At 56.9% G+C, this 14,589-nt stretch carries 12 protein-coding genes and 1 tRNA gene; 6 read left to right on the top strand and 7 right to left on the bottom strand.

Annotated features, from left to right (window positions below; genetic code table 11):
• Positions 1-307 precede the first annotated feature (307 nt).
• The 4 genes from ACR0CE_RS08710 to ACR0CE_RS08695 all read right to left on the bottom strand — a co-directional run bounded on the left by ACR0CE_RS08710 (position 308) and on the right by ACR0CE_RS08695 (position 4,814).
• A complete protein-coding gene (locus tag ACR0CE_RS08710) occupies positions 308-1,249 on the bottom strand; it encodes a class I SAM-dependent methyltransferase (RefSeq protein ID WP_480482420.1) in 942 nt (313 codons plus the stop codon).
• Positions 1,250-1,462: 213 nt separating this feature from the next.
• Positions 1,463-2,485, bottom strand: a complete 1,023-nt coding sequence (locus ACR0CE_RS08705) for an aspartate-semialdehyde dehydrogenase (protein ID WP_267367255.1) — start codon at positions 2,483-2,485, stop codon at positions 1,463-1,465.
• A 103-nt stretch (positions 2,486-2,588) separates the two neighbouring features.
• Positions 2,589-3,620, bottom strand: a complete 1,032-nt coding sequence (locus tag ACR0CE_RS08700) for a glycosyltransferase family 4 protein (protein ID WP_480831944.1) — start codon at positions 3,618-3,620, stop codon at positions 2,589-2,591.
• A 21-nt stretch (positions 3,621-3,641) separates the two neighbouring features.
• The gene (locus ACR0CE_RS08695) at positions 3,642-4,814 is read right to left on the bottom strand and encodes an MFS transporter (protein ID WP_480482416.1); all 1,173 of its coding nucleotides are present in this window, start codon (positions 4,812-4,814) and stop codon (positions 3,642-3,644) included.
• 140 nt (positions 4,815-4,954) lie between these two features.
• Between ACR0CE_RS08695 and ACR0CE_RS08690 the strand changes: the two genes are divergently transcribed.
• The gene (locus ACR0CE_RS08690; RefSeq protein WP_480831942.1) at positions 4,955-6,097 is read left to right on the top strand and encodes a DUF3095 domain-containing protein; all 1,143 of its coding nucleotides are present in this window, start codon (positions 4,955-4,957) and stop codon (positions 6,095-6,097) included.
• Between the two features lie 4 nt (positions 6,098-6,101).
• Here ACR0CE_RS08690 and ACR0CE_RS08685 read toward each other — a convergent pair whose 3' ends face one another.
• A complete protein-coding gene (locus tag ACR0CE_RS08685) occupies positions 6,102-6,872 on the bottom strand; it encodes an HpcH/HpaI aldolase family protein (protein ID WP_480831940.1) in 771 nt (256 codons plus the stop codon).
• Between the two features lie 188 nt (positions 6,873-7,060).
• On the opposite strand from ACR0CE_RS08685, the gene hpaR reads away from it, so the two are divergent.
• Together hpaR and ACR0CE_RS08675 are read left to right on the top strand one after the other, a co-directional pair.
• Positions 7,061-7,495: a homoprotocatechuate degradation operon regulator HpaR gene (gene hpaR, locus ACR0CE_RS08680; protein ID WP_209506956.1), complete on the top strand. Its 435-nt coding sequence runs from the start codon at positions 7,061-7,063 to the stop codon at positions 7,493-7,495.
• A 601-nt stretch (positions 7,496-8,096) separates the two neighbouring features.
• Positions 8,097-8,795: a fumarylacetoacetate hydrolase family protein gene (locus ACR0CE_RS08675; protein WP_480831938.1), complete on the top strand. Its 699-nt coding sequence runs from the start codon at positions 8,097-8,099 to the stop codon at positions 8,793-8,795.
• Between the two features lie 3 nt (positions 8,796-8,798).
• On the opposite strand, the gene ACR0CE_RS08670 is transcribed toward ACR0CE_RS08675, so the two are convergent.
• A complete protein-coding gene (locus ACR0CE_RS08670) occupies positions 8,799-10,010 on the bottom strand; it encodes a winged helix-turn-helix domain-containing protein (protein WP_480831936.1) in 1,212 nt (403 codons plus the stop codon).
• Positions 10,007-11,032 (bottom strand): LacI family DNA-binding transcriptional regulator, encoded by a 1,026-nt coding sequence (locus ACR0CE_RS08665; RefSeq protein WP_267366879.1) that lies wholly within the window; start codon positions 11,030-11,032, stop codon positions 10,007-10,009. The genes ACR0CE_RS08670 and ACR0CE_RS08665 overlap by 4 nt, the downstream gene beginning before the upstream one ends.
• A gap of 115 nt (positions 11,033-11,147) precedes the next feature.
• Between ACR0CE_RS08665 and ACR0CE_RS08660 the strand changes: the two genes are divergently transcribed.
• The 3 genes from ACR0CE_RS08660 (at position 11,148) to ACR0CE_RS08650 (ending at position 13,975) form a co-directional block, all read left to right on the top strand.
• Positions 11,148-11,224, top strand: a tRNA-Arg gene (locus tag ACR0CE_RS08660).
• Positions 11,225-11,502: 278 nt separating this feature from the next.
• Positions 11,503-12,597, top strand: coding sequence for a helix-turn-helix domain-containing protein (locus ACR0CE_RS08655; protein ID WP_480831934.1), 1,095 nt, complete (start codon positions 11,503-11,505; stop codon positions 12,595-12,597).
• Positions 12,590-13,975 carry a plasmid recombination protein gene (locus ACR0CE_RS08650; protein ID WP_480482402.1) on the top strand — a complete coding sequence of 462 codons (1,386 nt, stop codon included), beginning with the start codon at positions 12,590-12,592 and terminating at the stop codon, positions 13,973-13,975. The genes ACR0CE_RS08655 and ACR0CE_RS08650 overlap by 8 nt, the downstream gene beginning before the upstream one ends.
• Positions 13,976-14,589 lie beyond the last annotated feature (614 nt).

The raw sequence follows: 14,589 nt of genomic DNA, 5'->3' as shown, positions 1-14,589 counted from the left end.
TCTGCTCTGTCTCATCCGTTGCGTTCAGATCCGTGCTTAGCTGGCAAGCACGCCTGAATTTGTCAACTGGTCGGGGGAATGTTCCGAATTCAGGACCGGTATTTGAACATTTCGTTCGGACTGATGAGCCTAAAGGTTCCACTAGAGAGGAACGGGTGATGAAAGTGGGTCTGTGTAAGTTACCGGAGGTCCGCTTCGAGCCCAGATGCAAGGTTTTGTCGTCCTTGCTTTCTGATTAACGGTTGCCACCCGAGGTGCCGAAAATTCTCGGGTCTATTCAACACAATTTCATTGCGCGTTTCTTAAACTAACGCAGCACTGGCTTTGTAGACTTAGTGATTATCAAGCCTATAGAAGTTGTAACGTACCCCTTCATCAGCAATCGCATGTGCTTGGTGCCAGAGTACTGTCTTGGATCCCCTTTGCGCCTGTCCACGGTTAAATCAAGTGGATCGTCGCCTAAGCGAATATCCAACGGCTCCACTTTGTGTCCTTTGGATTGAAGGCGTTTCACAGCATCTTCAATGTCACGTAGGCGATAGATTGCGGTCTTTCCGCCTTTTGACGTCCGGGTGTTTGATGATAGGTTGAATTCCGTTGTATGCACAGCGACCCCACCGGGACGCAGGCAGTCCATCTGTTTCTCCAAAAAACGAACTCCGAGTTCGAGAGAACCGCAGTGCTCGAAAGAACACGTGGACCAGGTAAAGTCGTACCCTGAGATATCGCTGGGAATATCGTTCATATCAATGGGGCGAAATTTGACGCTCTTCTTAAATAATTCCTTTGAGCAGATCTCAGAGAAAAGTAAATCTTCGACTGATGCGCTCCATTGGCCAGTTGTCTCCCAACCTTCATTACCCTTGTTGTTGTCAGCCAGATCACTCGCTAGAACTTCGCAGCCCTTCGCTGCGAGGTAGGCAGGGATTCTTTCCTTACCAACTGCGAAACCCAAGCCCTTGATTCCGGGCTGGAGTAGGTCGCGTTCGCGCAAAGCTTGTAAAATGAAAGCCAGCTCCCAATACTTGCGATGGTGAGTATGAGGAAGATTGAGTTCTTCAATGCAGGCGGCAAACTCATTCGAGTTTAGGCGTCCTGTTCGAGCGATTTCTGAACCTAACGGGCCTTGGCTCAATGGGCTATTAGATGAGACGTAGCTTACTTTTGGGTCGCGCTCGAAATTTTCGATACGGATTTTGGGAGTTGGACGTAAGATTGCTTCTAGCTTATCGAAAAAGGCTCGAGCCACGGCGGTTCACCATTTAATTAACCGAGATAGTGTTTTAGTAAGTCCAACGCTTTATCGGATCAGAAAAGTTGAATATTGTAGTTTGAATATATTATCAACATTCCAAATGCTTGATGCACAAAGCCAGTCTTGTTCCGCAAGTTTGGCTTTCTAAAAAGAAACCCGCTGATCAAACAGCGGGTTTCTTTTTTAGTTTTTGCAAAGGCTGGATTGTCAGCCCTTTTTCAGGACCTCACGGCCCAGCAGTTCGGCGATCTGAACCGCGTTCAGGGCGGCACCCTTGCGCAGGTTGTCGCTGACGCACCACAGGTTCAGACCGTTTTCGATAGTCGAATCCTGGCGGATGCGGCTGATGAATGTGGCAAAGTCGCCTGCGCATTCGATGGGCGAGACGTAGCCACCCGCTTCGCGCTTGTCGATCACCATGATGCCCGGCGCTTCGCGCAGGATATCGCGGGCTTCGTCTTCGTCCAGAAACTCTTCGAACTCGATATTCACGGCTTCGGAATGGCCGACGAAGACCGGAACGCGGACGCAGGTTGCAGTGACCTTGATCGAAGGATCGACGATCTTCTTGGTCTCGACAACCATCTTCCACTCTTCCTTGGTCGAGCCGTCTTCCATGAAGACGTCGATCTGCGGAATGACGTTGAAGGCGATCTGTTTCTGGAACTTCTTCGGGGCGACCTCGGTGGTAGGGTTGTAGACGGCCTTGGTTTGATCCCAAAGCTCATCCATGCCCTCTTTGCCGGCACCCGAAACTGACTGATAGGTCGACACAACAACGCGCTTGATCTTGGCGCGGTCATGCAGCGGCTTCAGCGCGACAACCATCTGCGCTGTCGAGCAGTTGGGGTTGGCGATGATGTTCTTGTTCTTGTAGTCGTGGATCGCCTGCGGGTTACATTCCGGCACGATCAGCGGAATGTCCGGGTCATAGCGATAGAGCGACGAGTTGTCGATCACCACACAACCCGCCGCAGCTGCCTTGGGGGCGTAGACTTTGGTCGCCTCGGAACCCACGGCAAACAGCGCCATGTCCCAGCCGGTGAAATCAAACGTGTCCAGATCTTTGGTCGTAAGGGTCTTGTCGCCAAAGCTTACTTCGGTACCCAGCGAGCGACGGCTTGCCAGGGCGGCAAGTTCATCAACCGGGAACTGGCGTTCAGCCAGAATGTTCAGCATTTCGCGGCCCACGTTGCCCGTGGCGCCGACGACTACGACGCGATAGCCCATTTCATGTCTCCAAAGTTAAGGACGCGCGTTCATAGCCGCGTTGCGGCGAAGAAAAAAGGGCTATCAGCGGGGTTTTCAACGACTGATGCTGAATTCAAGCGGTTCAATCGTTCAAAAGTCGTTCATATAGCGCAACCAGCGTCTTTGCTTCGCCCTGAATGTCAAAATTCTGCTCGACATGGGTGCGGGATGCCTGACCCGCTTGTGACAGGGAATCATTGCATTTCAGCATCTGGGCAATCGCCTCGACCAAGGCGGGAACATCATCGGGGGCCACCACCTTGCCAAAGGATGGATCAGTAATGATCTCGGAGAACGCACCGACATCTGTGGCTACAACCGGAACACCGCAGGCCATTGCTTCGAGTGGGGTCAAACCAAATCCCTCCCACCTTTGTGGCGCAACAAACAGGTCCAGAACCTGATACCATTCAGCAATCTGATCTACGGTCACCTCGGGCTTGAAAAGGATGCGATCCGACAAGCCAGCCTTTGCGACCTTATCCTTCAGTTCGGCCAGAAAGGCGGTGTGTTTCTCGGTTGCCCGGCCCATGACGATGCCTGACACTGCGTCGAACCGCCCGCACACGTCAATCATGGCGTCGACAAAGGCATCCGTGCCTTTTTGGTGTCGAATACGGCCGTAACACCCTAACAGTACCCCATCCGGCAGCCCCAGCCGAGCACGGACGGCGGCCTTGTCTGAAGGCGGAACGAAGTCTTCTAGGTTGATGCCATGCATCACCACCTGCGAGTCTCGCTCAAGATACCCTGCGGTTTTGCGCGAGGTTGCAACGACCGCATCCATCTTTCCGATCAGCCATTTGGTATAGCCTGTGTGCGGCCTTTGGGACGCGCTTGTGAACAGCATTTTGAGCTTTAACCGGAACACATCGCGCAGGATGAGCCCCAGCAACATCTCGGTGTTGCGGCGTGCGTGCCAGACCCGCCTTTTACGACGCGACAGGAAAGGCAGTCGACCCAGCGGGATGTGCGGCGTGTCGGCGGGCAGACCCGGTCCAGTGGCGGCGATGTCGATCCATTGCGCCTGCAGCGGAACCAGCCGTGCGATGGTCGCTGTTACGCCCGAAAGTCTACGTTTTAGATTTGGGGCTATGACAATGGGGTCTTTCAACAGGCTCTCCTGATGGCTGCGTCAATCCACACTATCCCGGCTGAATAGATAGATCACGCAACCAATGGCAAGGGTGACCGCAAAAAACCCGAATATTGCGGTGTAGGGTGCCGTTGATCCGTCTTGCACGGTGGCTGCGTGAATACGTCCGGTGACGAATTGAGCAATGCCAACGCCGCCGATGCCGAAAAGATTCAGCAATGTCACACCACGCCCCACCAGATGCGGAGGCACAAAGGCCCGACCATGGGCCATGATGACCGGAAAGCTGGCACCGGTAAAGCCGATTACGGCCATCAGCAGGACAGACAGCCATGTTGCATCCTCGATCCACAAGCAGAGCAAGCCCAACGCAGCTGCGCCCAGTGCGTTGCCAGCGAAAACCACCCATTTCCGGGTACCAAAAACGCGGTCCAGCGGTCCGTAGACAAAAGTGCCCGCAATCATAGCCGCACCCATGATCAGCGTTGCAGTGCCGATCTGAGTGGCACTTAAGCCAAAGACATCGTTCAGGTAAGGCCCGGCCCAAAGCCCTCGCAGCGCAGCAGAGGGGGCGTAAGCAACCAGCATCAAGGGCAGGATCAGCCACAGGGCAGGCTCCTTCAGCAGATCCAGCAGGGATCCCTTGTGTTCTGTTTCGACCTTCGCCGGGTCGTGAACAGTCAGCCACAGGCCCAATGCGATTGCGGCGGACACTGTGGCCAGCCCGACCATCGTTGCGCGCCACCCCATCCATTCCACGGCAAGCGCGGTTGGATAAGAAGCCACCAGATTTCCAACGGACCCTGCGCCCAACATCACGGCGGCCAATGTGGCAAACCGCGCCGGGGGGTATTCACGCGCAAAGATATAGTAGGAGGCCATTAGGACCGGAGAGCACCCGACACCGATCAGGCCCATGGCTATGCTGATGTGCAGGGGCGTTGTTGCGGCTGCAAAAACCGCCGCTCCACCTGCCCCGCCCACCAGAAGCAGCGCGGCGGACGTGAGGCGGGGACCAATCCTGTCCAGCGCCCATCCGACCGGGATCTGCATGACGGCGAATACAATAAACCAAAGACCGGAAGCAAAGGCCAAATCTTCGGGCATGGCACTGATATCACGTTCCAGATCCAGGCTGAGAACCGCAAGGAAAGCGCGGAAAAATTGGCTGAGCACATAGCCCAGGCATAAAACCACCAAACCTGCCTGCATCTTCAGCCCTTTCCTGCTCGTCCGAGGAAAATGCTTGGCACGCCGTGATGCAACGCACAAGCCTGTGTATTATGTTTCAAAGTCAGGACATGGCTCGCCTTCCGGCTATCTTTGTCAAAACATTGATTCCGAGGGGGAGCATGAAAGACCTCCAGTTCACATTTTACGAAAACCTTCCCTTGCAGCGCGATTTTACCCGCCTGGCAGACCCCGCACAGTTTTCAAAACTGCCCGATGATTGGGTTCTGGGTGTTGCTGACATTGTCGATTCAACAGGCGAAATCGCGCGGGGCCGGTACAAGACCGTCAATACTGTGGGCGCTGCGGTAATTTCGGCCATGATCAATGCAATGGACGGCGCGCTGTTTCCATACGTCTTTGGCGGCGATGGGGCTGGGTTTGCTGTTCCACCCGGAAAAGCTGAAACCGCCCGGACTACGCTGGCGGATTTGCGGCGCTGGGCGGATGAAGAGTTCTCCATGCCATTACGGGCGGCGCTGGTGTCGGTGGCTGATATTCGCAAAGCGGGTAAGGATCTGCGTGTTGCGCGCTATGCACCCTCTGCCGGAGTGGATTACGCCATGTTTTCCGGCGGCGGTCTGGCCTGGGCCGAGGCCGGGATGAAAGCCGGGCAAAATATGGTCACACCCGCAGGGCCAGGTGCGCAGCCGGATCTGACAGGCCTTTCTTGCAGGTGGTCCAACAGCCCGGCCCGTCACGGTCAGATCGTTTCACTGGTCGTACAGCCCACACCGTCAGCAACCGAACGGGACTTTGCCGATCTTGCGCAATCCGTCTTGTCCGCGTCGGAAGCGCTTGAGCGTGCTGGCCATCCGGTGTCGGAAAAGGGTCCGCCCATGACATGGCCTCCACCCGGCCTTGACATCGACGCACATGTGTCGCGCAACGGGCGTCATGTGATTTTGCACAAGCTCGTCCTACTGGTTCAAAACCTGTTGATCGCGGTATTGTTCAAAACTGGCCTGCGGATGGGACGCTTTGAGCCGGACCATTACAGACATATGGTCAGTAGTAATGCCGATTACCGAAAGTTTGATGACGGGCTGAAAATGACGCTCGACTGCGATCCGGACACATTGCGCCAAATCGAACACCTGCTTGAAGAGGCGCGTCGCCGTGGGAAAATCAGATACGGTTTGCACGCACAGGACGAGGCGATGATGACATGTATCGTCCCCTCGGCCACACGGGATGACCATGTGCATTTTGTTGATGGAGCCTCGGGCGGCTATGCGCAGGCCGCTGCGGCCATGCGCAATTGACTGTTTAGGATGGTTTCCACTGCGCGGCCAGCGCGCGTGCCGCCTGTGCCAGCAGCATCACATCAATGCCGACCGCCAGAAATTGGGCGCCCATGTCCAGATAGGCCTGACGTGCTTCGTCATTGGTGGCAAGGATGCCCGGCGCTTTGCCTGCGGCCTTGATCCGGGCCAGGGCGTCCGCGATGACCTCGCGCACCTCGGGTGCGGCGCTGTTGCCCTTGTACCCCATGTCGGTTGACAGATCAGCGGGACCGATGAAAACGCCATCCACACCTTCGACTTGAAGAATGTCATCCAACGCGGCCACTCCGGCGCGGGTTTCCACCTGCAACAACAGGCAGATTTCCTGATCTGCGGTCTGGATGTAGTCGCTTGTCGCCCCATACATCGTGGCGCGCGATGCCGCTGCACCAACACCCCGCACCCCGTCCGGCGGATAACGGCAGGCACGGACCAGATCCTGCGCCTGCGCGGCGCTTTCAACGACTGGAACCAGCACTGTCTGGGCACCGGCATCCAGAACCATCTTGATCATCCAGGTCTCTCCAACAGGGACCCGCACAACGGGATGAGATGCGCTGCTGGCCAAAGCTGTCAGTTGATCCCGGATCGAGCGGATATCATTTGGCGCATGTTCACCATCGATCACCAGCCAATCGAAACCCGCGGTTCCCATGATCTCGGCGGTGACGGATTCAGCAAAGCTCATCCAGCAACCAATCTGCTGTTCACCCTTTATTAGAGCCTGTTTAAACATATTCTTTGGGGCTGACATGCTGAAACCTCATATTTGAGCCGGTGCAGGTGAGAAGGACATGAAATGGACCTCGGTCGCATCATCAACGGTCGTTCCTAATTGTCCAGCCTGAAATCGGCTCGCATAACGTGCGAATACGGGTGTGGGCGCTGCTGCCGTGTGTCTGGTTGCTTGCTTATATCCCGGATTTCGGTGATAATTTTTCTATGACCGACGATCTCCCTCTGACGTCGCGATCTTTGCCCATTGCGCTTTTGCGTGCGCGGGAAAAGGTTATGGGACCCATTCGAGCAATGCTGGCTGACGCTGGCGTCACGGAACAGCAGTGGCGCGTGTTGCGGGTGTTGAACGAAGAAGGCCCGCAAGAGCCGACCCATATCGCTGATCGCGCCTGCCTGCTGCTGCCAAGCCTGACACGCATTCTGCAAAAGCTGGAGACCCGCGGACTGATCACGCGGCGCAGCCATCCGGCAGACCGACGGCGTCAGGTTGTTGAGATCAGCACAAAAGGGGTTCAGATCATTCGTGCCAATCTGGCTGCAAGCACGGCACAGGCGGAACGTATTCGATCTCAGCTTGGACCGGACAAGCATGAGTTACTGCTGGATCTGCTGAACGAGTTGAAGGACCTCGAATCCTGATTATTGGCACTGCATCCGGTGTCGTCGGCAGTGACCCCGCCGGAAACTGTAGGGGGAGTCTCCGACGGGGCGGCCAGACCCGGACTGGTCGTTGGTGCCTGGCCCAAGACCGGTTACGTCAAACCTGACGGTCCGGCCTGTGCTTCGGAGTATATGAAAAGCCTATAATGTGGCTCTGAACAGGGTCTTTCGGCCCTTGGGGGAGGGGCCTTGCACCTATACTCTCCGAAACTGATTTAGGCAGTTGCCGACCGGTAAATGGGTCAGCCTATGGTTTGCCGACGTCACTTTGGTGAAATGCTTTACCAAAGCTGCTGTTCTGAATTTTGGCACCGCACCGAAATCGGAGCGGTCCTGACTACCTGAGGATTTTGCCCGGCTTTTGACTGAGCCAAGAGTTGTTTCGACCTGTTTGTGTACTGGTGAGACCATAAAAACTGATGAAACCAATTTTTGACACGGCGTCAGTCAATCAGGTCAGAATTGAGCCGTTTCACGCTGAAACACCACTTCGAGATTGGCGAAATACAGCGTGTTTTCCGGGCTTGCTGGAGGGTCTGGCAGACGTAATATGGCAGCTACGCAACCTTCAGGGATTATCATGCCAAACAGCCTTTTTTCGCTTCCGGACCCGATCACCATCCCCGTTGTCGGCGCGGCAGCCGGATATCCCATTGGACGGATCTTCTGCGTCGGTCGAAATTATGCCGCCCATGCCGCAGAAATGGGGAATGAGGTGGATCGCGAGGCACCTTTCTACTTCACCAAATCCGCCCCGAACGCCGTACTCTCGGGTGCGACGGTTCCTTATCCTGCCGGGACCCAGAATTACCATCATGAGATGGAATTGGCATTGGCCATTGGAAAGCCCGTGTTTCGCGCCACCAGTGCGCAGGCGTGGGAAGCCGTTTATGCCTATGGCTGCGCCCTGGATATGACGCGCCGTGATCTGCAAATCCGCGAGCGCAACAAGCAGCGGCCCTGGGATCTGGGAAAGGACGTAGAAAACGGAGCGGTCTTTGCCCCGTTGACGCCAGCTGCCGACTGGATCCCGGAGGATGACAAACGCATTCAGCTAAGCGTAAACGGAGAGTTGCGCCAGAACGCGACCCTGGAGGAGCTGATCTGGAAGATCGACGAGATTGTCATGCACCTGTCCGGCTTTTACCGCCTGCGCCCCGGTGACCTGATCCTGACCGGTACACCGGCTGGTGTTGGCCCAGTCGTTGCAGGGGATGTTCTGACAGGTGAGATTGATGGGCTGGAGCCGGTCAAGTTGACTCTGTCAGACGCAGAATAGACCCTAAATAGGTTCTTTCAGCCAGTCCTTGGCGAACGTTACATGTTCCACACCAGCAAGTCGCCGCACCCGGTCCAGCTCGGCGTTCAGGCGTCGGGTACGGGCATCTGACCAGCGCAACCCGCGCTCGGGCCAGAGCGCTTTGACGTGCAGCAGATCACGATCGCGGTGGGCCTTCATATCGATACGGCCAATCATACGGTCGCCTTCGAGCAGCGGAAAAACGTAGTATCCATAAGTTCGTTTGGCCTCGGGGACGAAAACCTCGATGCGGTAATGAAAGCCGAACAGCCGCTCGGCCCGGTTGCGGTCGCGCAGCATGGGGTCAAACGGGCTGAGCACGCGAATGCGGCCTGGTGGCTGCGGTACTTCGGCCGTCAGATCTGGGCGTGCGAATGTCTTGCGCAAGCGCCCATCGGCACAGGTAACCTCGATTTCTTCAATGTCGCCACTTTCCAGCGCCGCTGCGCACCAGTCTTTTGCCTCAGCCGCGCTGACGGTGTCCCAGAAAGCCGCCAACTCTCCGGATGTTGCAAATCCCAGGCGGTCCAATGCGGCGTTGCACAGCCAATCCAGCGTCGCCTCGGCATCACAGGGCGTGCTGCCGGGGCAGAGATGTGTTTCAATCACGCGCTCTGTCAGATCATAGCGTTTCTGGAACCCATCCCGACCGACGACAGTGAGGGCACCCGAGCGCCACAGATACTCCAACGCGGTTTTCGATGGGTGCCAGTCCCACCACCCGCCCGAGCCCTTCTTTTCATCCTTGCCAACATCCGAGGACGACACCGCCCCATGGTCGCGGATGTGTTGCAGCACTGTGTCAAACTGCTGTTCGAACCCATCCCGCCGCCAGTTCTTCCACCGCGCCTTCAACATATCCGCATCCCGCTGAAAGCGCAGATGCCAATGCTGATAGAACTCCATCGGAATGACCGCCGCGTCATGCGTCCAATGCTCGAATAGCGCATTGTCCCTTTCATAGAGCCTTTTAAGATTGGCGCTGCGATAGGCGGGCCGGCGCGAGAACAGGATCATGTCGTGGGCACGGGCAACGGTGTTGATGCTGTCAAGCTGAACGAACCCAAGCCGGTGGATCAGGTCCAGAAGCGCGGAACCTTTGGCCGAGCCCGAGGGTTGTTCACCCAACGCGTGTCGGTCCATGAAGATGGCTCGTGCCGTCCGGTTGTCGAGCCTTTTCAGGGATGTGTTCATCGCCGTTTCAGCGTGTCACCATAACTGATCGTGGGGGTCAGAGTAACGCGTGTCTCGATCTCGGTATCAGGATTTTCCAGACGTTCGGCGATGATCTGGGCAGCTTGACGGCCGATTTCCAGACGACAGGCATCCATCGTCGCGAGTTTTCGGGGCAGGCCCTGCAAAAGCTCGACATTGTTAAAGCCTGCCAGGCCGATCTGTCCCGGAATATCGATACCCTGTTCCAACAGGTACAGCAGACCACCGGCCCCGATCATATCGTTCGAGTAATACAGAAAATCCAGCTCGGGCGAGCGTTCCAGCATAGCCTGGGTCATTTCGCGCCCCTTGGCCAGGGCCGATCCACCGGAGTAGAACTCGCGATCCTCGATCTCGATCCCGTGTTTGCCAAGAACTTCGGTAAAGCCTTCGAACCGCTTCCGTGCGCGGTGATCCAGTGGCATCTTGGTGCCCATGAAACCGATATGCTGATATCCGGCCTTCAGGATTGCCTGCGCCATTTCGCGCCCCGCGCGGCGGTGTGAGATCCCCACCATCGCATCCACCGGCTTGCCATCCGTGTCCATGATCTCGACCACTGGAATACCCGCCGAATCCAGCATGGCGCGCGCAGCTTCGGTATGTTCAAGCCCCGCAATGATCACGCCAGAGGGCCGCCACGAGAGCATCTCGTACAGCACTTTTTCCTCTTTCTCGGGCAGATAATCGGTTACCCCGACCACGGGTTGCAATTCGGTGTCTTCCAACACCTGGTTGATGCCCGTCATCACCTCGGGGAAGACCATGTTCGAAAGCGAAGGGATGATCACCGCGATCAGATTAACCCGACTGGACGCCAATGCGCCCGCGATCTTGTTGGGGACATAGCCAAGCTCTTTGGCGGCGGCCAGAACGCGGGTGCGGGTGGCGTCAGACACATCCCCCCGGTTACGCAGAACCCGGCTTACCGTCATCTCGGATACTCCGGAAGCCTCGGACACATCACGAAGGGTAAGCGGGCGTTTGGTTTCACTGTTCACGGGAGGCACCTGCGTTGTTGTTTTGTCCGATGGTAGCGTGAACAGGTCAGTGTGTACAACAATTGTGCAAAGGCGATGACAACCCGGAAAATCCCGGTTACAGAGAGCCTGGCACGGCCCCGTGGCTCAACTGGATAGAGCAGCCCCCTCCTAAGGGGCAGGTTGCAGGTTCGAATCCTGCCGGGGTCACCAAATTCTTATTTAAAATCAAATGACTGCCGGATTAACCTTGGAGCTTCATGCAGCAGTTTGCATGATTTTCCGGTCCATTTCGGACGGAATCCGGGCTTCGTCTGTACAAAACCTGTACAGATATCCGCTCTTCACGCTGCTGCGGCCAGGTGCAGCCCAAATGAAAACCCCGGCTCGGCGGCAACCGAAACCGGGGTCAAAGTGCATGTGAAAGTATCCGACTTTCCCGACGCTTATAGCATCACCAGAGAGATGCCGTCCAGAAAAGAGGTGCTGTCATGACGCAGCATCTTACGCATGGTGGCCTCCCGGAGGGCATGACGCGCTGGCAGTTCTTTGGATTGATCGAGAGAGCCCGGCGGCAGCTCGGACTCAGCAAGGGCGCAATCGCCTATCTGAAGGTCGCGATCTCCAACATAATGGATGAAGATTACGTTGCTGGCCGGATTTGCGGTTTCTGGATTTCGATAACGAAAACCGCATCGCAGGCCGGGCTTGACCGGCGGCAGGTCGCACGGATCGAGGCTAGTTTAATTGAGCGGGGCTTTCTGGCGAAATCAGCTTCCGATCACAGTCGCCGCGTAGGCTCCCGAAGAGATGGCAGGATCGGCCACGAATTCGGGATCAACCTCGCGCCCCTGATTGCGCGTGCCGCCGAGATTCAGGCGGCGGCTCGAATGGCGACCTTTGAAGAGGAGGAGGCCGAACGGCTGCGCGCCCGGATCAAAAAGCTGTTCGGAGACATTCGCAGGCTGTGCTTCGAGGGTGCAATAAAGGCCGCTGAAGAAATCCTGCCGAACCGCCGCCCGTCTACCATTCAGAGCTTCGAGCGCCTGAAGCAGGTGGCCGAAGCCTTGGAAGAGGTCTGGGAAGATTTTTCTGCGGAAGTCCGTAGGGGTGAAAAGCCCCACCAGTGCGACATTTCACCCCCACCCAATACAAGTAAAGAAAATATCAATAAAACCTGTAGGGCTGAGAAGCAGTGCGAAGCGCGGCCGGTGCGCGTCAGCCCCGCGCTTGCTTTGCGACTGGCTGGCCTGGAGTTTCGTGAGCTTATTGAGTTTTACGCGATGGGTGAGCCAGGGGGATCAGCAACATGGCGAAGCCTTAAGCTGGCGGCGCGGGAGCGCGGCTGTCAGATCGGTATCGCGCAGGGTATCTGGCAGCGCCAGTGCGAGATTTTGGGCGGATCGAGGGCAGCTCTGTGCCTTTTGGTGGCCGATCACAATGCTGGGCGCTCTGATAAATACCGGGTGAGGGATACTGCTGCGGCGTTCATCAGCATGGTGCGGAGCGAAGCACGCCAAAGTGCCGTTCTTGACCGGCTGCTGGGTGAACTGATCGCTTTCGCTAAAGGTGGGTGCCATGACTGACGTGCCGCCAGTAACGGGAAAATCTATCTTCGCCCATAAGCAAACCTACAGCCAGAAAGGTAATTCCAAGAGCAGGTCCGTTCGCTCGATCATCGAAGAGCTTGAGCGGCTGGAGGGTGCTTGTCCGTATGTTCCATGCCCTCAGCCTCCCGGCATCCTAGAAGGGATGCAGCCGCGCGACCTGATTGGCATGATCGAGGCACGCGTGGCCGAGCAGAACCGGGTCTTAAGAAAATTGCGCAAGCAATGCCCCGACCAGAAGGCCGAACTGCGCGGGATCCGTGTCGATACGCACGTTCTGGTGGCATCGGTGTTCAGCTATCCCGATACCGTCGAAGACGCGGATAATGAAGAATATCAGGCGTGGCGCGAAGCCGTGATTGCCTTCGCCAAGCGCGATGCAGAGGCGAACAGCCTCGAAGTCATGACGATCGTCGAACACCGCGATGAGTCTCATCCGCACCTGCATATTCTCGCCTTGCCCCTGATCTCAGACGCCAACCCGCGCATGAATTCAAAGCTGTGCCATGAAGGGCACGTTGCCCAGGACGAGCACATAAGGAATCGCTGGTCAGGATCGCCATCGCGATCTTATCGGAGGGTGATGAGCACTTGGCAGGATCGCTATCACAGCGAGGTCGGATCAAAACACGGGCAGGCCCGCACCGGGCCAAAGCGCCGCCGCCTAGACAGGACAACCTGGAAGGCTGAGCAGAACCGTATCGCACTCCTGAAGGATGCGGAAAAAGCAGAACGACGCGCGACGTCAGCCAACGATCGGGCCGAGCAGGCCGAAGCACGCGAGCTGGCCGCTTCACAGCGCTCGGCTGCGCAGTGGCTGCAAGAAGCTGAACTTGGGCAGAGGTTGGCAGCGGAAGGTTTGATCAGCGCACTTGCTGTCGCAGAAACAGATGAACGTCTGCTGGCGCGTCTGGATCGCCGGACAGACCCGCGTGGCTATCCGGCCCGAAACGCCGATGAAAACGCGGCACTTCATGCCTGCGTCGATCCGATCATTCTTGAGGGGCTCGATGCGTTGAGCGCAGACTCTCCGGGTGTCAGCCTTTCGGAGAGGTTTCGCGACATGCTGGCAATGGTGACGGACTGGACCAGCCGGTTGGCCGCCGCGATACCCCGCTGGTTCCGGTGGGAAGAACTGGCAGACCGGATCGCCCGCACGGCGCAGCGGATGTTCGGCTGGCCCTCACGGCCTGACACTCTGGCGGGGACAATTGAAGCAACCCCAGCGTGGCGCGACATCGAAGCCTCAGCGCGGCGAGATCTCGACCGTGCGCTTGGTGTTGCCGCGCTAGTCCCCCAGAATGCGGTGTCTGACCCGCCACAATCCAAGGCTGTGTTTCGTTTCACGTCAGACTGATATCGGGGTCGGGAAAATGACCTAAGTTGATCCATCATGATCCAACTTCGTGGTTCTCGCTAAGTATTGGTGACCGAATATTATTTTGCGGGGCCCGGCTGCTGACGCACCCACCCGCAAAATGTCGATCAGGCGCTGCGCCCCTGAACCCAGCCTGTCAGCGAGGCGCCAGCCCATTGGCACACAACCCGCCCACACAAGCGATGAATGATCCGTAGAACAGTTCTCGCCGCCTTTCGTACCTGCCCGTCACCGGCTCGCAATTTCATGAACGACCAATTGAGGACATTGGCCTTGCCAACCGATGCGGCATTGCAGCGTCTTTAGAGCCGACCTTGGTTTGGAATTCTACGATGGATCAGTCAGTTCCAACCGAACTCTTCGATAATGCGAGCTCGGTATGAAGTCGAAATCTGGTTTGGAGCTCTGCGAACGTACTCTTCGGCCCGAACCGCAGAGTTTCCCTTGAGACCGCGAAGATGCGAGATGACATCCTCAATTGACGGATGGTCGTCGTTCTGATCCGTGACTGGTGATTTTGGGGGAAGACCAGTCCATACGACGCCCGCGAAGCCACGTTTATTCGCCCAAGCCCCAACAAGCTCCGCACCATG

Source organism: Ruegeria sp. L11, assembly GCF_056531755.1.
Note: the sequence above shows the minus strand (reverse complement) of the source record. Positions and strands in the feature narration are given on the sequence as shown.